This window comes from Janthinobacterium lyxosi (assembly GCF_051380665.1).
In the GTDB taxonomy this organism is placed as follows: Bacteria; Pseudomonadota; Gammaproteobacteria; order Burkholderiales; family Burkholderiaceae_D; genus Janthinobacterium.
In genome coordinates, this window is the sequence record NZ_JBNYXM010000052.1 from 1 (window position 1) to 18,790 (window position 18,790).

Here is an 18,790-nt window from a genome sequence, read left to right on the forward strand (position 1 = left end):
GGCGGTGCGGCTTTCTTGCGTAACTGCGTTCATGACTTTTTCCTTGTTGGTTTTATGATTTCTGCCTTCAACAGCGCCAGGCGGACGGCGTAGACGATGGCGTGGCCGGCATGCCAGTTGCGCAGGGCCTGACTGGTCACGTCCATCACGGCTTGGCTTACGACGTCCACTGCGCCTCCCGGTGGGCGCGGCCCAGGCGCTGCACGCGCGCGGCGGATGCGTCCAGGTCGATCAGCGCTTCGATTTGCGCGGTGATCAGTTCCTTGCGCATTTCTTCGAGGCCGGCCAGCTCGCGGCGCACGCCGGCCAGGCGCATCTTGTTCATCCGGTGCTGGTGCTGCGCCTGGTAATGGCGGTGGGCGGCCAGCAGGCGGTGGAAGAGGGCGATCATGTGCGCACCATTGCCGTGACGCCCAGGGCGCCGTCGTCGTAGGCGGCATCGATCAGCGCGGCCAAGTTGCCGATGGCGGCGAAATGCGCAATATCCTCGGCGCGCGGGCCGGTGCGGATGGTGATCATGTAGCTCATGTCCTGCTCCTCTTGTTTATGGGTTGCTGGCGGCCCGGAAAAATCCGTCGGGCGTGTGATTCCTGCGGCTGGTGGGCCGCCAACAAGGGAGGCGTTTGGTCAGACGGCGGGATTTGCTTTCGGCTCGGCCCCGCTTGCATAGTGCAAACGCCTCTCTTGTTGGCCGCCGGTTACGCCGGCGAAACGGGCCAGGGCGACTGGCCGGGGTGAAATCAGGCTGCCGACACCTGCGAAGGGCGGAAACGCTGGCTTTGCGTCGAGCCATCCAGCAACACTTCCAGGAAGTCACCGCGGGCGCCGGGGTGCGTCTTCACGAACTTGCCCGGGCGCGCCGACGGGTCGGTTTTCGTGCCCTTCACATTCACCTTCTGGTTTTCTTTGAAATTCGACATGCTGCAATTCCTTTAAGGTTGGTTGCGGCGCCGGGCTTCCCCGGGCGCCTGATCCTCACGAAGATCAATCGGGGCATGCTGATCCCACAGGGCATTTATCCGGCCCGCCGGCCTGTCCCGCCTTGAACTACGGCGCGGGCGACCGATGAACCTTTGCCAGCTCTGCAGTCCAGCCCAGCTCTCGACCATAAAACGTGCCGGTGCAGGAGGCCATTCGCGCATCTATTCGTGCCAACTCATGCGCCTGATTCGGGCTGCCTGCCCAGGCTGTGGCTTCAAAAATTCCGTCTTCAAACTTGATCGATACGTTGTACTTGCGCAGCGTTGCGCGCGCCGGTGGGATATTGAACAAGCCGGGCAGGGCGTCGCGGGCGCTCATGGCGATTAGCCTCGCGCAGTTTCGATGTGCACCACCGGCATGACTTCGCCGGCTGCAACCAGGGCTGCTTCAAGGGCTTTCAGTTCTGCTGGGGACATGTCGTACTCCTGTGTTTGCTTTCGATGAATGAAGTATTACACATATTGTGTATTCATAGCAAACAGTTTGTGTAATTATTTTGTGTGTCGGGAGACGATAGGATTTGACGGACGAAAAAAAGCCTCGAAACGTCGAGGCTGGCGTTGGTGCTTAGAAGCGTAGTTCGGGTGGCGGTGGCGACCGGTAGGCCTGCCATTTGATTTCGTCAGCGTTGATCTGGCTGATCAGTGGCGCGATATCGAACGTGGCGTAGCTGCGGGAAAATCCGCCGACGCGCGGCGACAGCAGCAAAATAGGTAGGGTAGGGAAGAACCGTTGCGCATGGAGCAGCACGGCCGGGCCAGTGGACGGCCAAGTATGCTCTGGCTCGACCTGGACCACGGCCATCTGGATTTGCTTGATCTTGATGATGGCGGCGCATAGTTGCATGCATGCATTATGCGTCGGATGTTGCCAAGTTGGAAGTGAGCAGAAATTATATGAGACTAAAAAGCCCGCGCGCAGCGGGCTTTGATTATGGAGACGGGGTGGGCGCTGAGGGGGCAACTGGCGCGGATACTGCTGCTACCGGTGCATGATTCGCTGTAGAAGCAGACGGCTTCAGGAAATTGCTCATAGTGAAAAACAGGCCGGCAAAACCAATGAACAAGCCGACTACCGTGATGATCATCCACCGGGTGATGTCGGTAGTGTTCTTTTGTACATCTGATTTGAAAGTGCTAGCAACCGACTCTGTATAAGACTTCGCCTCCCATTTCACACTGTTTATTTGGCTCTCAACGTCAGCCTTCGCCTTGACAAGCTCACTACCTTGCTTAGAGTTAGCTGATTCGATCGCGGAGCCAAATTTCGCCGCGATATCTTTAATGTCCGATGAAATGGTCGCCGCAAGAATAGTATTGTTTGTGGTTTGAGTCACACCTAGCGCACGAATGTCCGCGCTCAGTTTGGCATCCAAGTCTTTGATGTTGCCACGCAGTTCGTACGCATCCGTCTTGCTTGCTGTTTGCTCCAGGCGTGTCTCGATCTTCATCAAGCGCTCGTGCGCATCGACTACGAACTCTTCAAGCTTGGCGACTCGGGCATCCATGCCTCCATCATGCGGCGGCCCGCCACTATTGTCAACGCCGCTTCGTTTGAAGGCAGATGAATCGCCGCTACCGGAAGGGCGTATTGGCGTAACATTAAATGACATCTTCTTCCTTCACTTGCTTCTTCTTCCAATCCTTAATTTTACTATAGGAAACAAGTCGTACGAATCCGCAATTTGAGCAGATGAACGGAATAGAATCAAGAGTTTGGCCCGTCTTGACTCCATCGCCATTCAATAATTCATTGGAAACGGTAAAAATATCAAGGTCAGTTCTTCCAAGACTTTTCGTGGTAACGTCCCAAGTTGTACTGGGGCAAAACGGGCATTTATCAGTTGCACCGCTACTCTTTAAATAATTATCAAAATCAGCAAGATCCCACCGCATATTAATCCTTTTTTTAGTACTGTCGAGTCATGCGCAAGTTAGGCATTTGTCATAATTGATCGGTGATTTTCAGTTGATTAATCGTATGTCGGAGCGTGTAGACGCAATCCCCATCAACTTCCCCTTGCGGTAGAACATGATCTCCCGTGCGGAGCCACCCAAGCACGCATCCATATATGCATAGGTCGTGACCATCTGCAGGCGTTTCGCCTCGGGCTGCTTCTCGATTGCGTAGATCCAATGCACGGCAAGGTGATCGCCCTCGATGTGCCACTTTGCGAATTCTCGGATGCCTAACTGGACTTCTTGGGCTGCCATCTTGTTGCAGGACTGCGGCCTACGCATGGATACAGGAACCGGCTGCTCGCTAACCGCTGGGCCTGCGAAGTGCGGATTCTTCGTACTGCTGACCAGCTTGCAGGCGTCGGCCGGCACCGCCTGGCTCACGGTGTAGGCGCGTCCAGATGCTGCGTTCGTGCATTGCCAAGTCTCAGCGTGGGCCCCCGGCGCAAGCATTGCGCCGAGGACGAATATCAAGACCTTCATTTATAGCCGATCCTTGAAATTGCGCGCCTCGAAGCGCACGACGCGACCGATGACGTCACAATCACCAGGGCGACAAGGCTCTTGCGGGAAGTCTGGATTTTCAGATGTTAGATACCACTCGCGGCGCTCATATTTGAGGCGCTTCACGACCGGCTCTCCCTTGAAATTCAGCGCAAATACGCTGCCGTTCACCCGATTCTTGTCAGTGACGTTCACGACAACTACGTCCCCCTCGAACATCAGCGGTCGCATGCTGTCGCCCCTAACTTTGATTGCCAGCAATGCGCCTGGTGCCAAGTCTCGCTCTTCCAGCCAAAGGCGCGGGATATGGAAGTGGCCGCCGTCCTCGAATATGTGATCTGCTCCGAAGCCCGTAATTCCGGCGCGAACATGCTCTGGCACCATGCGAATGGCGACCGTGGAGGGGGCCATGCTTTCATCATCGGTTACGGGACTGCCGTCGGCAATATGGGATGAGCTGTCGAGGCCCAAGAGCTGATCTGTGGTCAGACCCAAGGCGCGTGCCACCGGCACAGCTTTGCCAACAGGCGCTCCCCGTGATTTCCAGTTCGTCAATACAGCGGGTGCAATGCCCAGCGTTTCGCGCAGCCATTGCTGGTCTTTTTGGAGTTCCACCAGTCGCGCTTCAATGCGCTCCCAAGGAATATTGTTTGCCTTTTTGTTCATCATCAAAGAATAGCTAAACATTCACAGAGTGTGTTACACAAAATGTTTGATCAAAATACACAAGTCGTGTAATATGATCTTCATGAATCCACTAGATAAAGCAATCCAGTTGTGCGGCGGCCTTTCAGCCTTGGCCAAGGAGATCGACGTCAGCTCCGCACGGCTCGGCAATTGGCGCTTGCGCAGCGTGCCCATCGAATACTGCCTCGCTATCGAAACGGCAACCGCAGGGGAGGTTTCCCGCAAAGATCTGCGCCCTGACGACTGGCACAAGATTTGGCCTGACTTGGCTGCTGCGTCCACACCTCGCCGCGCCACTGATCCGGTTCCAGCGCCAGGCCACGCCGGCCGCCAGCCGCCCACTACCAACGCCATTTTCGACACCGTGCCGCTGCGGGCCGCCGTTGGCATCGACGTGGGCGCCAAGCTATGAGCCGCCTGATTCCCATTTCTCCATTTCGTTCGACAGACGACTTCGTGCGCATCCCGCTATTCGAATCGCACCAGTTGCCTCGCGGAGTGTCTCTCGAAGAGTGCGCATCGCCCGCAAGCGAGCGCCCACCGTAATTCAGCACCAAGCACCGACCTGCATTTCGTTGCACTCAAACCCTGTTACACCGACCACCAGGAGAAAACCATGAAACAGAAGCAAAAACGCACCGCACTCGTCAAAGGCTACATCACTGACGACAACAAAGATGCCTTGCAAGCCGCATGCACTGCGATGCGTAAGACCGTCAGCGACGTGCTGAACGAATGCACCATCGTGATCATCCGCAATCACCTGGACGCCAGGCCGAAACGGAATGATACGCCGCCGTTTTCCAGTGGAGCTAGGCCCAAATCAATAAATAACAGGGCCCAGATTTCGCCGGCACCGCGCCCGTGCTTTGGCGTCGTCCCGCGCGTCGTGCGGATGCGGGTTTAACGGCATGGAGGCAGCTATTGAATAAACAAGCCGAGGTCTCAGCCGAGGAAAAGGAGCTGGTCTTCCAGCGCTCGATGATCTACCGCCAGGCCGAGAAGGACTTGCAGGGCGCCAAGGACGGGGAGGGCGAGACAAGCGCAAAGGCAGCGCACAAGGAAGCGCGCCAGAAATGGCGTGATGCCGCCGACAGGGTGGCGAAGAAATGCGAGGTGCCGCAGCGTGAGCCGCCATAACGAACCCGCACCCGACAGCTACAGCATCACACGGCCGGATTCGGCCACTTTATCCACCATCAAATAGGAACATGACATGACGCAAACAACAACCACATCGCCATCCAGCACGCTCAATAACCACGCCGGCAACATCAAGTTGCTCGACGCCGTGACAGCGAAGTTGCAGTTGAAGAATGACGCCGCCCTGTCGCGCGCTCTCGAAGTAGCACCACCAGTAATCAGCAAGATCCGCCATGGCCGCCTGCCCATCGGCGCCACGATCTTGATCCGCATGCACGAAGTGACCGATATCGCGATCCGCGAACTGAAGGCCATCGCATTGCCAGCCACGCGCGAGGTGGCGGTTTGACTTGGAAGACCATGCAGCCGGAAGGCGGCGCGCCGGCGCAGGTCGAGCAGCGCGCGCACCAGCACGAACAGGTCGAGCCGAATCCTGATTACGTGCGGCCGCACGACCCGGACCCTGGCCATGTCCGCGCGCGGGCGCACTACGGTGCAATGCTCGCCGAATTGCTGGTCGAGCAATAAAAAAAGCCCACTTCGCAGGTGGGCTTCCGTAAAACAACAACATGAGGTACTGAATGGAAATGATTATACCACCAGGCGGTTTGCTGATGACCAGCGTCGAAATTTCGGCGTTGACCAGCAAACGTCACGACCAGGTGCTGCGCACGGCCCGCGACTTGGCTGCGCAGGGCATAACACAATCTGTGGAATGCCAGTACCGCGCCACAGTTGGCGGCCGCGAGTATCCAATGCACCAGCTGACCAAGCGCGATTCCCTCGTCCTGGTTGCGCGCCTGTCGCCGGAGTTCACTGGCCGCATCGTAGATCGCTGGATGGAATTGGAAGCGGTTATCGCGGTGCCAGCCATCAAGACGCCTGCAACTTTCAGCGCCGCGCTGCGCCTGGCCGCCGAGCAGGCCGAGATCATCGAAGAGCAAGCAGCCAAGATCACCAGTGACGCGCCGAAGGTTTTGTTCGCCGAGACAATCCGCGCCATTGATGGCGTTTGCCACATCGATAAGGTGGGCAAGATGATCGGCATCGGGCGCACCAAGCTTTTCAGGCGCCTGCGCGAGGATCATATTCTGATCGAGGGCAGCCGCATGCCGTATCAGAAATACATCGACAAGGGCTATTTCACCGTCATCGAGGGAAGCCCGTACAAGGATAGCAAGGGTGTCGAGCATCCGACGTTCACCGCCATGGTGACCGGCGCTGGCCAGGTCTTCCTGGTTCGCAAGTATGCAAAAGTCGGAGGCGCTGAATCGTGAATGCTCAAGCAAATAAAGCAGCGGCAGAGGCGAGTCTCGCACGCCTGATCGTATTGGCGAACATCGGCGAATTGACGCTGACGCATCACCGCGCATCGGTCGCAACAGGCGCCGCAAAGGTGGCATACCACCAGGCGATCAAGGCATACGAATGCGGCGAGGGTCGAATTCACCCGGGCGGGCCCGGCTGGGACGAGTTGAAGGTGGAAACTGCGGCAGAATATTCCGCCTACCAGACCGCGAAGCGCGCCGCGAGCAAGATCAAGGGTCGCTTGGATAGTGCTTGCCGCAAGGCGGTGCGCCCATGACCGCCCCATCCATGCGCACGCGCTGCACCAGCATGACCGAGCAGCGCACCGCCAACCTCAAAAGCCTGATCGCGGAACTCGCCACACGCGAAATGCAGATCGACGATATCTGCGAGCATCTGAAAATGTCGCCATCCGGCGGTCGCAAGTACATCGCTGACCTGCGCGCCGCTGGCGTGATGGTGCTGGCGCGCCACGTCGACGCCACTGCGACGTACGCGGGCAAGGCCTGCTACGGCCTGGCGAGCGACCCGCTGCTCGTGAGCGAGTTTCTGAGGCGGATCGAGCAACACAAGTACCAGCCGCGCATCCCGGCGCCGCCGGTGCGCGCGCTGCCTACGCTGCCGGGCCGTAGCTTCCATATCATGGCCGACGATACCCACTTCGCAGTCCGCATCAACCGCTACCCGGCGATGCGCGATCCGCTTGTGGCGGCACTGTTCGGGCCGGCTGCGGAGGTGCGGGCATGAAGCGCGACGCGCTCCCGGTAGCTCCAATCCGTTACCTGTCCCTGTTCAGCGGTATAGAAGCGGCGACGGTTGCATGGGCGCCGCTCGGCTGGGAATGCGTCGGCGTGGCCGAGATTGAAAAGTTCCCCAGCATCGTTCTCGCGCACCACTATCCCGACGTCCCGAACCTGGGTGACGTCACCAAAATCACCGAGGCGGATATCGCCGCACTCGGCCGCATCGATGTGATGGTGTTCGGCTCGCCGTGCCAAGACATGTCGGTCGCCGGCAAACGCAAAGGACTTCTCAATGCAGATGGAACTGTTACTCGATCCGGGCTGTTTTTCACCGCCATTAATATTTTCCAATGGGCTCGCAAGCACTGCGGCGCCAGATTCGCTTTATGGGAAAACGTCCCCGGCGCCTACAGCAGCAACGAGGGCCGCGACTTTGCAAGCGTGGTTGAATTCATGGCAGGACTCGACGACGTTGCAGTCCCCGTCAACGGCTGGGGCACGGAAGGCTGTGCGTTGGGCGACAATGGACTGCTCGAATGGGCATGTCTGGACGCGCAATGGTTCGGAGTGGCGCAGCGGCGCCGCCGCGTGTTCGCTGTCCTCGATACTGGAGACTGGTCCAGTCGCGCCCCAATACTTCTCGAGCGCCAAAGCCTGCGCGGGCATTCTGCGCCGCGCCGAGAAACGGGGCAAGACGTTGCCGGAACTATTACATCGAGCCTTGGCCGCCGTGGCGGACAGCCTGATTGCGGCAGTACCCCCGGACTGCTCCAGCCCTCTGTATTGCTTAGCGCACGGGCAGGGGGGGCGGAACTAGCAATTGACCGCAGCCCGACGCTGACTTGCAACCACGAGGCGCCGATTGTCGCCGGCACACTGACGTGCGGCGTAAAGAGCGCTGGTAGCGCCACGCAGCAGGATGCCGAGGCGGGGCTGCTGGTGCCGGTCATCGGCTTCAACGCTCAGCAAGACCCTGATTCGTGGATTGAGCGCAGCGGCCCGCTCGCCGTCAACGCCACGCAAGCGCAGGCGATCGCCTTCTCGTGCAAAGACCACGGTGCCGACGCAACCATTGAACTGGCGCCGACCATGCGCTCCATGTGCCATGCCGCAAGCCATGCGAATGCGGGTGGGCAGTTGGCCGTGGCCTTCGCGCAAAACAGTCGCGATGAAGTGCGTCTGATGAATGGCGATGGCCAGATCGTTGGCGCACTGTCGGCCGAACCTGGTATGAAGCAGACTTGCTACGTGGCCACCTGTGTGACCGGCGATGTCACCCATTGCCTCAAGGCTGAGGGATTCGATGCATCCGAAGATGGCACGGGCCGAGGACAGTCGATTGTGGCGGCCTCGCGGGAGGTGGCTGGTTGCGTTACCAGCAACTACGGCAAGCAACTTGATAACAGTGACACCTCCCTGGGTCCGAATGTCGCCATTCATGGCATGGCCGTGCGCCGCCTCACCCCAACCGAAACCGAGCGGCTTCAGGGATTCCCTGACGGCTACACCGCGATCCCCATCAAAAAATACGCCCGCAAGCGCGTGACGAAATTGCGTCCAGAGAGCATGTGGGCACAGATCGACGGTAACTGGTGGCTGCTGGCCGCTGACGGGCCGCGGTACAAATCGCACGGAAATTCGTTTGCGGTGCCCGTCGTCGCATGGATCGGCCACCGGATTGATGCTGCCATGGGCGCCGACTTCGCGCATGAGCGCGAGATTGCCGGGAGGACAGCATGACGCCCTGTGACCTAGCGAATCATCGGCTGTCCGGCAGCCATAAATGCCGCGTGCTTGATTTTGAGGTCATCAATGATAGCCAGCATTTCCGCATCCATCGTGGCGCTGCCCGCAATCATTTTCTCAATGTGATCGTCGTATCGCTCAGTCGCAGCCTTCCACGCTTTGTATGCAGTTCGGAATTCATCAACGTCGAAGCGCATGCCGATCCCATTAAATTATCAAAAGGCAATCTTAGCATGATCACGAACCCAGCCCAAATTACCCGCCACCACCTGGCGAACCAAGCCGCGCCCGCCTATTCGCTAATCCGCAAGGTATGCGCCTGCGGCAAGGCCAGCACCGCCAAGCAGCTGGCGCAGCACGGCAAATGCGCCGCCTGCGCGCTGGCGGCCGTCCGTGTCGCAATCCTGCCTGGCGACGTCGCCAAGCTGCAGCACATGCTGGGCGCCGTGCAGGGGAAGCCGAAAAATCGCTGGGGCTATCGCAACTATTTTGCCGCCGGCAGCGGCCAGCAGCACGAGGCCATGCAGCGCCTATTGGCCGCCGGACTGGCCACGGCTGGCCGCGCCGCCAACGAAATGACCTACTTCCACGCCACTCGCCTGGGTTGCCAGGCGGCTGGCCTCGATGGCGCTGGCATCAAGCGCGCGGTGGAGGATTGAGATGAGTTACTCAATCATTTTTACCCAATTCGGCTTCGAGCGTCTCGTAATGCCGGGATATTTTCTCCACTTTTCTGCCGATTTCATTCCGAGTATCTTGAAAAATCATTTCGGCATTTTGGCTATTCGTCATGCTCACGATACCGCCGTCAAAAGCTTCGATCAGGATGGTCAGCATCGACAAATCTTGAGTCATATTCAGCAGCGCAGTAGTGGCACTTGCACTTCCCACATCATGCACTGGAATTGCGCGAAGGGCTTTGACAATGTCATTCGTAGCGGACTCTTGATACTCAGCAAGTCGACGGAAACCATCATAAGGCTGTGTATAAAAGATACGTCCAATGCCGTCGGCATTGTCCCGCGCTACCAGACAGATTGCGAGGAATGCAGCTTTTTTTCGATCATGCTCGCGATCCTGAATAGCCGTCGCGGTACGAAGAGCATGCTGCGCCTGTCGCTCACCCAGAATGTACGCAGCGAACAGCGCTGCAACTGTGCCAATCGCTTGAACCCAGGATGCGGCCTCGGCAGAGGCCAGTCCTTTTTTCGGATCTTCAAGTACCGCGCACAATGCAACGATCATAAATGTAAAGAGAATAACAATAAGGAACGCCAAGTACCATCGCGCGAGTTCCTTCTTCCAATGGGCAATCATTTGTTCTCCAGTGTGCATCTAGCCGAGATGTCTCAAGCTGCGATGTGTTGTCAAAAGGAAATTTTATCATGAGCCTGATCCACTTGATTTCACTTTCAGGCGGTAAGGACAGCACTGCCACCGCCATTCTCGCTCTAGAGCAGCACGGCAAGGCCGCCTGCCGCTTTGTCATGGCCGATACCGGCAATGAGCACGAGAACACGCTGGAATATGCGCTGGACTACTTGCCCGCTGCCCTGGGCATCACGGTCGACGTGGTGCGTGCTGATTTCGCCGATGAATTCGCCACCAAGCGCGCCAACCTGGCGCGCATCGCCGGCGGCGAACTCGAATCTGCCGTATATGGAAAACGCAAGTTCATGTACCACTGGACGGCCGAGGCCGCCCAGCGCGCCCTTGAGCTACTTCACCCAACTGGAAACCCGTACCTGGACCTTTGCATGGTGCGTGGCGGCTTCCCCTCGCGCAAACGGCAGTTTTGCACGGAATACCTCAAGACCAAGCCATTGACGGAGTTCGCCATGGAATTGATCGATCGTGAATGCGATGCTGTCTGGTCTTGGCAAGGCGTGCGGATCGATGAAAGCCAGTCGCGCCGCGAGAGGCTGCAAGGCACTGGTGCATGCGTCAAGCACTTCGAGGTGTTGGGTGGAGGTCTATTCACTTACCGCCCGATCTTGCGTTGGAACGTCGGTGACGTGTTCGAGGCCCATCGGCTGGCCAGCATCGAGCCGAATCCACTCTACAAGCAAGGGATGTCGCGCGTCGGATGCATGCCTTGCATTAACTGCAGTAAAGGGGAGTTGCACGAGGTGTCGCGCCGGTTCCCTGAGCACATCGCCCGAATCGCCGAATGGGAAGCCCTTGTATCCGAGGTGTGCCGGCCGCGCTCACCTGTGTCGTTCTTCCATATGGGCACTAAGGCGCACTCGGGCCAGGCCTCGACCATCGAATCAGTGGTCGAGTGGTCGAAGACTAGCCGCGGCGGCAAACAATTTTCGCTGCTCACAGCGTTGGACGAGCCGACGGCGTGCAGCTCTGCTTACGGATTATGCGAATGACTATGAAGATATCTAACGAAAAATGGTGTGTCGACCATGACGAACCGATCGCAACGCCCATCAGGGACACCGTTTATCTCAATGGCTCTGTGCATCCGCGTCTGTTTTCGGAGGCTGAACTGTGATCTACGATTTGAAATATGCGGCAGCGGCCACCAGTAGAGCGAAGAAGGAGATCGCGGCCGCGAAAATCGAAGCCCTTGCTGATGCTGCCGAAGTCTTTTCGGATTTGGCCGCCGAAGCCGCTGAGGCTTCTGCAGCGCTTACATTCCTTTCGTTAAGGGCGTGCTGGCGTTGTTCCGACAGCAGGCGCTCTTCGCGTTCGGCCGAGTCAATCCAAGCCACAATAATTTGCCTCGTCGCCACGTGGTTTTCAGTGAATAGGCGGTGCCTGGCCTCGGCTAAACCGATCTGGTCGCACACGCCCCACATAGGATGCATTCTGGGGTCGCTCATGAAATCCCTTGAAAAAGTGAGAATCCTAGCATGATGCGCCGCTCACCCATGAAAGCAGGCAAACCCTTGGTGCCCACGCCATTCAAGCGCACCTCGCCCATGCCCAGCACCGGCATGCTTTCCGTGCAGTCGCACCAGCGCACGGCGCCGAAGCGCAAGGCCGGCTTAAAGACCAAAGGACCACGCTCGACACCAATCCGGCGCGCCGCGCGCGGACAGGACTGCACGCTGCGCCTGGCCGTCTGCAACTTCGACCCTGACACCACCGTGCTGTGCCATTCGAACTTCCTGGCGGACGGGAAGGGTATGGGCCTGAAGGCGCCTGACACCGCTGCCGCGTTCGGCTGCAGCGCCTGCCACGACGTACTCGATGGTCGGCGCCCGCGCCCGGCGGATCTGTCTCTGACCGGCCTGGAGGCTGCCTTTCGCGCGGCCATTGGCCGCACACACGAAATCCTGAAAGCTGAGGGGCTCTTATGACTGTAACAATAATGATTGGCGACGTGCGTGAGCAGCTGCGCGCGCTGCCGGCCGAATCCGTGCATTGCGTCGTCACCAGCCCGCCATATTGGGGATTGCGTGACTACGGCGTTGACGGCCAGATCGGCCTGGAGTCGACACCGGCGGAATTTATCGAGGTGATGGTCGACGTTTTCAACGAGGTGCGCCGCGTGCTACGTGCTGACGGCACCTGCTGGATCAATATGGGCGACAGCTATGCCAGCAAGCCAAACGGACCAGCGGGCGCTGGCGGCCACAAGGGCAACAACCCGCACGTGGCTGTGCGCACGGCGCATGCGCGCCGTTCGAGCAGCATTCCCCTAGGCTTCAAGCACAAGGATCTTTGCATGATGCCGCACCGCCTGGCCATCGCACTGCAAGACGCCGGATGGTGGGTGCGCCAGGACATCGTTTGGAGCAAGCCAAATCCGATGCCCGAGTCGGTGCGGGACCGCTGCACCAAGAGCCACGAATACATTTTCCTGCCGACGAAAAGCGAGAAATATTTCTACGATGCCGAGGCCATCAGGGAACCTGCCGTCGGCGCAGCAGACCACCCACGCAACAGCTTTGGCACGAAGGACTACGATGTGCCGGGCCAAAAACCGCAGAAACGCACTGCGCGCAACAATGGCGTAGGTTTCGGGCATGGTTTTGACAAGGTCAAAAAGCCGCGCGCCACCAGTATCCCGGCAGGCTGGGCAACCGGCACCAACCGCAAGCATACCGAGTTGATCGGCAATTTCACGAAAGACCGACTGGCGATCGCGCCGGCCGACATGATCGACGCCGACGCCAGCGCGCGACTGGGGCGCGGGCCAGGCTGGCGTGAAACCGCAGAGATCCCCGCAACCAGGAATAAGCGCAGCGTCTGGACCATGGCGACGCATTCCTTCGCCGAAGCCCACTTCGCCACGTTCCCGCCTGAATTGCCAGAGATTTGCATTCGCGCTGGCTGCCCGCCTGGCGGCACGGTGCTGGATCCGTTCTTCGGCGCCGGCACGACCGGCCTTGTAGCCGACCGGCTTCAGTGCGACTGCATCGGCATCGAGCTGAATCCAGCCTACGCCGAGATCGCGCGTAAACGCATCCAGGAAGATTCTACTTTGCTCGCTGATGTGCATGTGATGGTCGGGGCGCCAGCAGCGCCGGCTACCGCAGTTGACGAGCAGCTCGCTCCTGAGATCGATCCGCGACAAATCACAATATTCGAAATGGAAATAGTATGAGCAAAACGCAATCAACGATCGCCCGCCCCACGGACGAGCACCTGGCGGAGCTTTACACCGCCCAGCGCCTTGGCTGCCCCGATATCGCCAAGCTCTATCAGCGCGACGCCAAGACCGTCCGTTATTGGCTGAAGCGCGCCGGCATCCCTACCCGGCCGCGTGGCAGCGACTCGGCGCAGTGGTTCGTTCGTGGCGGTGATCCACGCAGCTTTTCCGGCACAAAGCACAGCGCCGCGAGCCGAGCACTGATCGCCATCGGGTCGAAAGGGCGCAAGCCTTACTTGCGCGACGGCAAGCACTGGCTGCACACGGTGCCGGCTGACCAAAACCCAAACTGGAAGGGCGGCGTCACGCCGGAACGCCAAGAGTTCTATCGCACGCGTGAATGGAAGGCGGCCGCCAAGGCTGTTTGGCGCCGTGAAGACGCGTGCTGCCAGCGCTGCAAGCTGGATTGGCGCACGGTCGACCGCGCCAGCACGCCCACTTTTCATATCCATCATGTGATTTCCTTCGCCGTGCGGGAGCAGCGCGCAGTCGTCGGCAACCTGGTCCTACTTTGCCGGCCGTGCCACTACTGGGTGCATAGCAACGAAAATGAGCAGCGCGCCTTCCTTGCGGAGCGTGAAGCATGACGCGCGCAAATTTTAGTGAATTCGTGCTGGGCGCGATGCCCGGCACCAAGGCCGAGATCGTCATCCGGTCCGGTGTCAGCCAGGCGTCCGTGCTGAAGTGGGTGGGCCAGCTGCATGCCGATCGCAAGATCCATATCGCCAGATGGAAGCCGCACCCGCGCGCTGGCGCCGCCATGGCCGTGTATGCCGTCGGCGACTTGCCAGACGCTCCCTGCAAGCTGCAGCACCTGACCAAGCGCCAGACGCGCCTGCGCTTTGAGGCCAAGGCCAAGCAGGACGGCCGCTGGGACTCCATGAAGGCGCGCTGGCGCAGCAAGTACTGGATCCGTAAGGCGGGCGCCGTGGGCGATCCGCTGGTGGCTGCCCTGTTCGGCGCGGTGCGCGCGCAGGAGGCTCGACCTTGAACTACTTTGAGCACCATATTGGCGACTACGACAAGAATACCTCGCACCTTTCCGCCTGCGAGGACGGAATCTATTGCCGCATGATTCGACGCTACCTCGACAAGGAAATGCCACTCGATCCGGACGCTGAGGAAATAAAACGTGTCGTCCGCGCACGCAGCCGCGAAGAAAAAAAAGCGGTTGACGTCGTTCTCAAAGAGTTTTTTTCTCTAGCTGCCGATGGCTGGCACCACAAAACGTGCGACGAAATTATCTTCGCATTCCAGGCCGGCGAGCCAGAGCGAGAGGCAAAGAAAGCGAACGAGGAAACACGCATGAGGCGGCATAGGGACGAGCGTGCAGCCCTGTTTGCGCAGCTTACGGCTGCTGGGCAGCACGCTGCCTGGAACATCGGAATCAAGGAACTCCGGGCGATGGCGGGTGCGTTGCAGGCCCAGAAAAGCCCTGAACCTGAAACGCTACCTGCAACGGCACCTGCAACGCCTGCAACGGCTACCCAAACACCAATACCCAATACCCAATCACCAATATATAAAACCTTGTCGGAGAAAATCCCCGACGCGGCGATTCCAACGGTTCCTGTGGTCGATATCAAGGAAGCCAGGGAGAAGCGCAAGCACAGCGCTGACGACGAGAAGTGCGCACGTTGGCTGTTCGGCCGGGTGCTGGCGAACAATGCCGCCGCCAGGCAGCCGAACCTCGACACCTGGGCCGATGACGTGCGTCTGCTGCGCGAGCGGGACAAGCGCACCCACGCGGAAATCTGCGAGCTTTTCCAATGGGCCCAGGGAGATGCGTTCTGGTGCTCGAACATCCTATCGCCGGCAAAGTTGCGCGAGAAGTGGGATCAACTGACGATGAAACGAACGCCTTTGGGCGGAAAGACGGCACAGCATGGAAACTTTGGCAAGCAGGATTACCACAAGGGCGTTGGGGCAGATGGCACCTTTTGAAGGCAAGAAGCGCTACGCCAGCGCGCAGATCGAGCGGTGCCCGATGCACGGCGAGTACACGGCCATGCTGATTCGCGGCGCCTGGTCCGGCTGCCCGGATTGCATGAACGTCGAGGACCAGGTGCGCGAGGCCGAGCAGCGCGCCGCATGGCGCCAGGAGCTCAAGGCGCGCGAATGGAGCGCAAAGCTCGGCCGTGCCGCTATTCCCGAGCGCTTTGCTGATCGCCGCCTCGAATCGTACCGGCCGGACTGCCCAGGCGCCGAGCGCGCGCTGGCCGTGGCCACCCGGTACGCCGAGAACTTCGAAGATGCACGGGCCACTGGCGCCTGCCTGATCTTCGCTGGGGATGTCGGTACCGGCAAGACGCACTTGGCCGTGGGAATCGCCCACCACATCATGGGCCACGGCCGCCAGGCTGTGTTCACGTCGGTGATGCGCGCGGTGCGATCCGTCAAAGAAACCTACGGCAAAGGCGCCGGGCGCACCGAGGCGCAGGCCATCCGCGACCTGGTCGACCCAGACCTGCTGATCCTCGACGAGGTGGGCGTGCAGCACGGCAGCGACACCGAGAAGCTGATCCTGTTCGAAATCATCAACGGCCGTTACGAGGCGGCACGCCCGACCATCGTCATCAGCAACCTGGACGCCGCCGGCCTGGAGCAGTTCCTGGGCGAGCGCGCGTTTGACCGATTGCGCGAGGGCGGCGGCAGGCTGGTTGTCTTCGATTGGGAGTCGCACAGGGGGAAACGCCCGAGCGTCCAGGCTGCGAATGCTGCTCAGGATTTGCCAGAGGTGCCGCCGCACTGCGCAAGGGGTATGGCCGCTACGAAGTGACGTACCCATCAGAAAAAACGGCTTAAAAGGCTCAAAATGAAAAATCAAGAAAATAGAATCGCAGCAAACAAACGCCTGGCCGAGCTGCTTGGCTGGTCCAACATCACTGAGGTAGGTGGCGCCCTGGTCGGCACGCCGCCGGCGGGCGCCGCCGCAAGTCGCGGCCAAGCCATGGTGCCGGACTGGATGGGCGACTGGTCGGCGGCTGGCCCGCTGGTAGTTGAATACCGCGTCGATTTGGAGTGGACGTATGGCGGACGGGATGTGGTTGCGAGCATCAACCGAAACGATATGTACGAGGAGTTCCCCGTGCTGCTGGCTGACTTCAGTACGCCCGATGCTGCGGCACGTGCGGCCGTGGTGCGCGCCGTCGCCGAGCTGGTGGGCAGCGCATGATGGCCCGTGGCTTGCAGGCGCTCGGCCGCCTCAAGGTTGGCACCATGAACAAGACCGAGGCCGCGTACGCGCAGACGCTGGAGCTGCGCAAGGCAGCCGGCGAGGTGGCCTGGTGCAAGTTCGAAGGCCTGAAATTCCGCCTGGCCGACAACACTTTCTATACGCCGGATTTTGCCGTGCAGCTGACCGACGGCGCGCTGGAGGCGCACGAAGTGAAGGGTTTCTGGCAAGACGATGCCCGCGCGAAAATCAAGATCGCGGCAGACATGTACCCGCTGCGCTTCATTGCCGTCCAGGCGCTGCCGAAGAAGGTGGGTGGCGGATGGAAAGTTGAGGTGTTCTGAACGGAGGGGGCGTAAGCACTACGTGACGAAGTCCGTCGCCCTGTCGCTGGGCATACGTCACATCGACAGGGTCGAATAGATCACACTCCAAACCGGCATCTTTGACGGTTAGCTCCGGCAATAGTGGCGGCATGTCCTAAATGTTATAGCAATGCCGCCATAATTTCTGGGTTATCTCCAGCCATTTTCCGAATATGGAGTAGTTCATGGCCTAAAAGCGGGCCATTACAAAAAGTTCCGCGAGAGAACAACGGAACTCTGATCACTGAAGAGCGTACTTAATGCCGCCCCTACCGCTAACTAATTTTCTTGGATTTATCAGGTCTTAGTGCATTCCTGTTCCCACTCTTCGACAACGTCATTGTTAATTAAGGATTCTTCACCGTTCTCTTTTCGGAACGCAGCTACTTTCTTCGTTACGCAACTGTCAATGCTACTTTTGGCGCTTTCAGTATTAGTATTTTCCAACGCGCTTACCACTTCTACGCCATCTTTGTAAAGTTGTTTCTTGTCCAGTTCTCCATGGTAGTATGTGTAGACCAAGCCATTTAATTTTCCATTAACATAATCTTCTTCCAATTCTATTTGAGGCTCCTTTTGCCCGAAATCTGAAAATTTACGATGCTTTCCGTTCAGTAAGCCATCTTTAAAGACGTACTCATCGTAAGCGAAAGATGAACGGACTGTCTGGAAACCTGTTTCTTTGCCATCTTTGAAAACAAGATCGGTAATCAGTTTTCCATCATCATTCACGCTTTTCAGAAAACCATTTGCTTTTCCATCTGCCCATTTAAGGTCGATAAGTAAAGTGGTGCCATCTTTCGCCCAACCTTTTTCAGATCCAGATTTAATGCCGTTGACTACCATTTGTGTTCCACGAATATTGCCATTTTCTGGGTAGTAAAAGACCTGCTCTCCATCAAGCTTTCCATCTTTCCATAACAGCTTGCGATCAAGTTTTCCATTGCTGTCGTATAATTTTTCCACTCCGTTTTTTATGGGCATTTCAGTCATTGCGACACGTAGTAAAGCCGACTGAACTTCAGTAACATTAGCTTTGGTTTCCACTTTTCCGGAGTCTTCGAGATAAGCAAGCTCATATTCTACGTTTGCTTGGCGCGGCTTGCCATTGTAAGTGTAGTTGTAGGTTCCACTGCATCGACTTTGCTTCAAATTTTCGTTATGCGATAAAGTTTTTATATCGACGAGGGTGGTTTTTTCGGCAATACCCATTCTCATTTCACGATACCATAGTGATTTTTCAAGTTGTTCTTTTATGATAGTTATAACGTCTTCCTTAACATCACTGTTGTTGCAGTCCACTTTATTTCCGCATGCCTGCAGGAATGTGGCTGAGAAAACCATGCCAGCTGTAAGCATGATGTTCTTAATATATTTTCTTTTCAAAATAAACTCCTTTGATTTGGTTGTGAATATTGCAAGTTTATGGTGTTTTGTATTTAAACGCGGAGTAGGTGTCAAGACCCGCTTGGTTATAAACGCGTTTAACAAATAAATCCGGCTTCTTTGCCTGCCACTCTTTGAGCGCCTGGATGGGTGTCTGGTGGTGTAAGGCGCGCTGCGGGATATTG

32 protein-coding genes are annotated in these 18,790 nt (G+C 58.1%); 19 read left to right on the forward strand and 13 right to left on the reverse strand.

Annotation, left to right across the window (positions count from 1 at the left end; genetic code table 11):
• Positions 1 to 157: 157 nt before the first annotated feature.
• From ACQ4WP_RS27930 to ACQ4WP_RS27970, 9 genes are all read right to left on the reverse strand, one after another.
• On the reverse strand, positions 158 to 391 hold the full coding sequence (locus ACQ4WP_RS27930; protein WP_070313268.1) for a hypothetical protein: 234 nt from the start codon (positions 389 to 391) through the stop codon (positions 158 to 160).
• Positions 388 to 528, reverse strand: coding sequence for a hypothetical protein (locus ACQ4WP_RS27935; RefSeq protein WP_436526380.1), 141 nt, complete (start codon positions 526 to 528; stop codon positions 388 to 390). Before ACQ4WP_RS27935 ends, ACQ4WP_RS27930 begins: the two co-directional genes overlap by 4 nt.
• Positions 529 to 740: 212 nt before the next feature.
• Positions 741 to 920, reverse strand: a complete 180-nt coding sequence (locus ACQ4WP_RS27940) for a hypothetical protein (protein ID WP_436526382.1) — start codon at positions 918 to 920, stop codon at positions 741 to 743.
• A 127-nt stretch (positions 921 to 1,047) separates the two neighbouring features.
• A complete protein-coding gene (locus tag ACQ4WP_RS27945; RefSeq protein WP_436526384.1) occupies positions 1,048 to 1,299 on the reverse strand; it encodes a hypothetical protein in 252 nt (83 codons plus the stop codon).
• A 249-nt stretch (positions 1,300 to 1,548) separates the two neighbouring features.
• Positions 1,549 to 1,827 (reverse strand): hypothetical protein, encoded by a 279-nt coding sequence (locus ACQ4WP_RS27950; protein WP_436526386.1) that lies wholly within the window; start codon positions 1,825 to 1,827, stop codon positions 1,549 to 1,551.
• Positions 1,828 to 1,912: 85 nt separating this feature from the next.
• The gene (locus ACQ4WP_RS27955; RefSeq protein ID WP_436526388.1) at positions 1,913 to 2,593 is read right to left on the reverse strand and encodes a hypothetical protein; all 681 of its coding nucleotides are present in this window, start codon (positions 2,591 to 2,593) and stop codon (positions 1,913 to 1,915) included.
• Positions 2,583 to 2,876 carry a hypothetical protein gene (locus ACQ4WP_RS27960; RefSeq protein ID WP_436526390.1) on the reverse strand — a complete coding sequence of 98 codons (294 nt, stop codon included), beginning with the start codon at positions 2,874 to 2,876 and terminating at the stop codon, positions 2,583 to 2,585. Before ACQ4WP_RS27960 ends, ACQ4WP_RS27955 begins: the two co-directional genes overlap by 11 nt.
• A gap of 69 nt (positions 2,877 to 2,945) precedes the next feature.
• The gene (locus tag ACQ4WP_RS27965) at positions 2,946 to 3,422 is read right to left on the reverse strand and encodes a hypothetical protein (protein WP_436526392.1); all 477 of its coding nucleotides are present in this window, start codon (positions 3,420 to 3,422) and stop codon (positions 2,946 to 2,948) included.
• A complete protein-coding gene (locus tag ACQ4WP_RS27970; RefSeq protein ID WP_165829470.1) occupies positions 3,423 to 4,112 on the reverse strand; it encodes a S24 family peptidase in 690 nt (229 codons plus the stop codon).
• Between the two features lie 79 nt (positions 4,113 to 4,191).
• Here ACQ4WP_RS27970 and ACQ4WP_RS27975 point away from each other — a divergent pair, with 79 nt between their 5' ends.
• From ACQ4WP_RS27975 to ACQ4WP_RS28015, 9 genes are all read left to right on the forward strand, one after another.
• Positions 4,192 to 4,542, forward strand: coding sequence for a transcriptional regulator (locus ACQ4WP_RS27975; RefSeq protein WP_436526394.1), 351 nt, complete (start codon positions 4,192 to 4,194; stop codon positions 4,540 to 4,542).
• Between the two features lie 204 nt (positions 4,543 to 4,746).
• The gene (locus ACQ4WP_RS27980; protein ID WP_436508265.1) at positions 4,747 to 5,037 is read left to right on the forward strand and encodes a hypothetical protein; all 291 of its coding nucleotides are present in this window, start codon (positions 4,747 to 4,749) and stop codon (positions 5,035 to 5,037) included.
• Between the two features lie 17 nt (positions 5,038 to 5,054).
• Positions 5,055 to 5,270, forward strand: a complete 216-nt coding sequence (locus ACQ4WP_RS27985) for a hypothetical protein (RefSeq protein ID WP_436526396.1) — start codon at positions 5,055 to 5,057, stop codon at positions 5,268 to 5,270.
• Positions 5,271 to 5,346: 76 nt separating this feature from the next.
• Positions 5,347 to 5,622, forward strand: coding sequence for a hypothetical protein (locus tag ACQ4WP_RS27990; RefSeq protein ID WP_436526398.1), 276 nt, complete (start codon positions 5,347 to 5,349; stop codon positions 5,620 to 5,622).
• Entirely contained in the window at positions 5,619 to 5,801 is a 183-nt protein-coding gene (locus tag ACQ4WP_RS27995) for a hypothetical protein (protein WP_436526400.1), read from the forward strand. Before ACQ4WP_RS27990 ends, ACQ4WP_RS27995 begins: the two co-directional genes overlap by 4 nt.
• Positions 5,802 to 5,887: 86 nt before the next feature.
• Positions 5,888 to 6,550, forward strand: coding sequence for a phage antirepressor KilAC domain-containing protein (locus ACQ4WP_RS28000; protein ID WP_436526402.1), 663 nt, complete (start codon positions 5,888 to 5,890; stop codon positions 6,548 to 6,550).
• Positions 6,547 to 6,858 carry a hypothetical protein gene (locus ACQ4WP_RS28005; RefSeq protein WP_436526404.1) on the forward strand — a complete coding sequence of 104 codons (312 nt, stop codon included), beginning with the start codon at positions 6,547 to 6,549 and terminating at the stop codon, positions 6,856 to 6,858. The genes ACQ4WP_RS28000 and ACQ4WP_RS28005 overlap by 4 nt, the downstream gene beginning before the upstream one ends.
• Positions 6,855 to 7,328: an ArsR family transcriptional regulator gene (locus ACQ4WP_RS28010; RefSeq protein ID WP_436526406.1), complete on the forward strand. Its 474-nt coding sequence runs from the start codon at positions 6,855 to 6,857 to the stop codon at positions 7,326 to 7,328. Before ACQ4WP_RS28005 ends, ACQ4WP_RS28010 begins: the two co-directional genes overlap by 4 nt.
• A complete protein-coding gene (locus tag ACQ4WP_RS28015) occupies positions 7,325 to 9,064 on the forward strand; it encodes a DNA cytosine methyltransferase (RefSeq protein ID WP_436526408.1) in 1,740 nt (579 codons plus the stop codon). Before ACQ4WP_RS28010 ends, ACQ4WP_RS28015 begins: the two co-directional genes overlap by 4 nt.
• 11 nt (positions 9,065 to 9,075) lie before the next feature.
• Here the strand turns inward: ACQ4WP_RS28015 and ACQ4WP_RS28020 are convergent, their stop codons facing one another.
• Complete coding sequence (locus ACQ4WP_RS28020; protein WP_436526410.1) at positions 9,076 to 9,267, reverse strand: hypothetical protein; 192 nt, start codon at positions 9,265 to 9,267, stop codon at positions 9,076 to 9,078.
• Between the two features lie 36 nt (positions 9,268 to 9,303).
• Here ACQ4WP_RS28020 and ACQ4WP_RS28025 point away from each other — a divergent pair, with 36 nt between their 5' ends.
• Positions 9,304 to 9,729: a hypothetical protein gene (locus ACQ4WP_RS28025; protein ID WP_436526412.1), complete on the forward strand. Its 426-nt coding sequence runs from the start codon at positions 9,304 to 9,306 to the stop codon at positions 9,727 to 9,729.
• Positions 9,730 to 9,739: 10 nt separating this feature from the next.
• Here the strand turns inward: ACQ4WP_RS28025 and ACQ4WP_RS28030 are convergent, their stop codons facing one another.
• Positions 9,740 to 10,387: a hypothetical protein gene (locus tag ACQ4WP_RS28030; RefSeq protein WP_436526414.1), complete on the reverse strand. Its 648-nt coding sequence runs from the start codon at positions 10,385 to 10,387 to the stop codon at positions 9,740 to 9,742.
• A gap of 68 nt (positions 10,388 to 10,455) precedes the next feature.
• On the opposite strand from ACQ4WP_RS28030, the gene ACQ4WP_RS28035 reads away from it, so the two are divergent.
• The gene (locus ACQ4WP_RS28035) at positions 10,456 to 11,448 is read left to right on the forward strand and encodes a phosphoadenosine phosphosulfate reductase domain-containing protein (RefSeq protein ID WP_436526416.1); all 993 of its coding nucleotides are present in this window, start codon (positions 10,456 to 10,458) and stop codon (positions 11,446 to 11,448) included.
• Between the two features lie 126 nt (positions 11,449 to 11,574).
• Here the strand turns inward: ACQ4WP_RS28035 and ACQ4WP_RS28040 are convergent, their stop codons facing one another.
• Positions 11,575 to 11,904 carry a hypothetical protein gene (locus tag ACQ4WP_RS28040; RefSeq protein WP_436526418.1) on the reverse strand — a complete coding sequence of 110 codons (330 nt, stop codon included), beginning with the start codon at positions 11,902 to 11,904 and terminating at the stop codon, positions 11,575 to 11,577.
• 30 nt (positions 11,905 to 11,934) lie between these two features.
• On the opposite strand from ACQ4WP_RS28040, the gene ACQ4WP_RS28045 reads away from it, so the two are divergent.
• The 8 genes from ACQ4WP_RS28045 to ACQ4WP_RS28080 are packed head-to-tail and all read left to right on the forward strand — an operon-like array spanning position 11,935 to position 17,198.
• On the forward strand, positions 11,935 to 12,384 hold the full coding sequence (locus ACQ4WP_RS28045; RefSeq protein ID WP_436526420.1) for a nuclease domain-containing protein: 450 nt from the start codon (positions 11,935 to 11,937) through the stop codon (positions 12,382 to 12,384).
• A gap of 11 nt (positions 12,385 to 12,395) precedes the next feature.
• On the forward strand, positions 12,396 to 13,634 hold the full coding sequence (locus ACQ4WP_RS28050) for a DNA-methyltransferase (protein ID WP_436526422.1): 1,239 nt from the start codon (positions 12,396 to 12,398) through the stop codon (positions 13,632 to 13,634).
• Positions 13,631 to 14,266, forward strand: coding sequence for an HNH endonuclease (locus ACQ4WP_RS28055; protein WP_436526424.1), 636 nt, complete (start codon positions 13,631 to 13,633; stop codon positions 14,264 to 14,266). The genes ACQ4WP_RS28050 and ACQ4WP_RS28055 overlap by 4 nt, the downstream gene beginning before the upstream one ends.
• Positions 14,263 to 14,670: a hypothetical protein gene (locus tag ACQ4WP_RS28060; protein ID WP_436526426.1), complete on the forward strand. Its 408-nt coding sequence runs from the start codon at positions 14,263 to 14,265 to the stop codon at positions 14,668 to 14,670. Before ACQ4WP_RS28055 ends, ACQ4WP_RS28060 begins: the two co-directional genes overlap by 4 nt.
• The gene (locus tag ACQ4WP_RS28065) at positions 14,667 to 15,623 is read left to right on the forward strand and encodes a YdaU family protein (protein WP_436526428.1); all 957 of its coding nucleotides are present in this window, start codon (positions 14,667 to 14,669) and stop codon (positions 15,621 to 15,623) included. The genes ACQ4WP_RS28060 and ACQ4WP_RS28065 overlap by 4 nt, the downstream gene beginning before the upstream one ends.
• On the forward strand, positions 15,610 to 16,458 hold the full coding sequence (locus ACQ4WP_RS28070) for an ATP-binding protein (RefSeq protein ID WP_436526430.1): 849 nt from the start codon (positions 15,610 to 15,612) through the stop codon (positions 16,456 to 16,458). Before ACQ4WP_RS28065 ends, ACQ4WP_RS28070 begins: the two co-directional genes overlap by 14 nt.
• Positions 16,459 to 16,494: 36 nt before the next feature.
• A complete protein-coding gene (locus tag ACQ4WP_RS28075; RefSeq protein WP_436526432.1) occupies positions 16,495 to 16,854 on the forward strand; it encodes a hypothetical protein in 360 nt (119 codons plus the stop codon).
• A 44-nt stretch (positions 16,855 to 16,898) separates the two neighbouring features.
• The gene (locus tag ACQ4WP_RS28080; protein ID WP_436526434.1) at positions 16,899 to 17,198 is read left to right on the forward strand and encodes a DUF1064 domain-containing protein; all 300 of its coding nucleotides are present in this window, start codon (positions 16,899 to 16,901) and stop codon (positions 17,196 to 17,198) included.
• Between the two features lie 318 nt (positions 17,199 to 17,516).
• Here the strand turns inward: ACQ4WP_RS28080 and ACQ4WP_RS28085 are convergent, their stop codons facing one another.
• Positions 17,517 to 18,605: a toxin-antitoxin system YwqK family antitoxin gene (locus ACQ4WP_RS28085; RefSeq protein ID WP_436526436.1), complete on the reverse strand. Its 1,089-nt coding sequence runs from the start codon at positions 18,603 to 18,605 to the stop codon at positions 17,517 to 17,519.
• Between the last annotated feature and the right edge of the window lie 185 nt (positions 18,606 to 18,790).

Excerpts from the sequence above, each read along its gene's own strand:
- ACQ4WP_RS28070 (WP_436526430.1), top strand. The coding sequence starts at position 15,610 with ATGGCACCTTTTGAAGGCAAGAAGCGCTACGCCAGCGCGCAGATCGAG.
- ACQ4WP_RS27980 (WP_436508265.1), top strand. The coding sequence starts at position 4,747 with ATGAAACAGAAGCAAAAACGCACCGCACTCGTCAAAGGCTACATCACT.
- ACQ4WP_RS28060 (WP_436526426.1), top strand. The coding sequence starts at position 14,263 with ATGACGCGCGCAAATTTTAGTGAATTCGTGCTGGGCGCGATGCCCGGC.
- ACQ4WP_RS28025 (WP_436526412.1), top strand. The coding sequence starts at position 9,304 with ATGATCACGAACCCAGCCCAAATTACCCGCCACCACCTGGCGAACCAA.
- ACQ4WP_RS27935 (WP_436526380.1), bottom strand. The coding sequence starts at position 528 with ATGAGCTACATGATCACCATCCGCACCGGCCCGCGCGCCGAGGATATT.
- ACQ4WP_RS28050 (WP_436526422.1), top strand. The coding sequence starts at position 12,396 with ATGATTGGCGACGTGCGTGAGCAGCTGCGCGCGCTGCCGGCCGAATCC.
- ACQ4WP_RS27960 (WP_436526390.1), bottom strand. The coding sequence starts at position 2,876 with ATGCGGTGGGATCTTGCTGATTTTGATAATTATTTAAAGAGTAGCGGT.
- ACQ4WP_RS27965 (WP_436526392.1), bottom strand. The coding sequence starts at position 3,422 with ATGAAGGTCTTGATATTCGTCCTCGGCGCAATGCTTGCGCCGGGGGCC.
- ACQ4WP_RS27945 (WP_436526384.1), bottom strand. The coding sequence starts at position 1,299 with ATGAGCGCCCGCGACGCCCTGCCCGGCTTGTTCAATATCCCACCGGCG.
- ACQ4WP_RS28015 (WP_436526408.1), top strand. The coding sequence starts at position 7,325 with ATGAAGCGCGACGCGCTCCCGGTAGCTCCAATCCGTTACCTGTCCCTG.
- ACQ4WP_RS28075 (WP_436526432.1), top strand. The coding sequence starts at position 16,495 with ATGAAAAATCAAGAAAATAGAATCGCAGCAAACAAACGCCTGGCCGAG.
- ACQ4WP_RS28030 (WP_436526414.1), bottom strand. The coding sequence starts at position 10,387 with ATGATTGCCCATTGGAAGAAGGAACTCGCGCGATGGTACTTGGCGTTC.
- ACQ4WP_RS28040 (WP_436526418.1), bottom strand. The coding sequence starts at position 11,904 with ATGAGCGACCCCAGAATGCATCCTATGTGGGGCGTGTGCGACCAGATC.
- ACQ4WP_RS28010 (WP_436526406.1), top strand. The coding sequence starts at position 6,855 with ATGACCGCCCCATCCATGCGCACGCGCTGCACCAGCATGACCGAGCAG.
- ACQ4WP_RS27930 (WP_070313268.1), bottom strand. The coding sequence starts at position 391 with ATGATCGCCCTCTTCCACCGCCTGCTGGCCGCCCACCGCCATTACCAG.
- ACQ4WP_RS28035 (WP_436526416.1), top strand. The coding sequence starts at position 10,456 with ATGAGCCTGATCCACTTGATTTCACTTTCAGGCGGTAAGGACAGCACT.
- ACQ4WP_RS28080 (WP_436526434.1), top strand. The coding sequence starts at position 16,899 with ATGAACAAGACCGAGGCCGCGTACGCGCAGACGCTGGAGCTGCGCAAG.
- ACQ4WP_RS28045 (WP_436526420.1), top strand. The coding sequence starts at position 11,935 with ATGATGCGCCGCTCACCCATGAAAGCAGGCAAACCCTTGGTGCCCACG.
- ACQ4WP_RS28020 (WP_436526410.1), bottom strand. The coding sequence starts at position 9,267 with ATGCGCTTCGACGTTGATGAATTCCGAACTGCATACAAAGCGTGGAAG.
- ACQ4WP_RS27950 (WP_436526386.1), bottom strand. The coding sequence starts at position 1,827 with ATGCAACTATGCGCCGCCATCATCAAGATCAAGCAAATCCAGATGGCC.
- ACQ4WP_RS28055 (WP_436526424.1), top strand. The coding sequence starts at position 13,631 with ATGAGCAAAACGCAATCAACGATCGCCCGCCCCACGGACGAGCACCTG.
- ACQ4WP_RS28000 (WP_436526402.1), top strand. The coding sequence starts at position 5,888 with ATGACCAGCGTCGAAATTTCGGCGTTGACCAGCAAACGTCACGACCAG.
- ACQ4WP_RS27940 (WP_436526382.1), bottom strand. The coding sequence starts at position 920 with ATGTCGAATTTCAAAGAAAACCAGAAGGTGAATGTGAAGGGCACGAAA.
- ACQ4WP_RS27990 (WP_436526398.1), top strand. The coding sequence starts at position 5,347 with ATGACGCAAACAACAACCACATCGCCATCCAGCACGCTCAATAACCAC.
- ACQ4WP_RS27970 (WP_165829470.1), bottom strand. The coding sequence starts at position 4,112 with ATGATGAACAAAAAGGCAAACAATATTCCTTGGGAGCGCATTGAAGCG.
- ACQ4WP_RS27975 (WP_436526394.1), top strand. The coding sequence starts at position 4,192 with ATGAATCCACTAGATAAAGCAATCCAGTTGTGCGGCGGCCTTTCAGCC.
- ACQ4WP_RS27955 (WP_436526388.1), bottom strand. The coding sequence starts at position 2,593 with ATGTCATTTAATGTTACGCCAATACGCCCTTCCGGTAGCGGCGATTCA.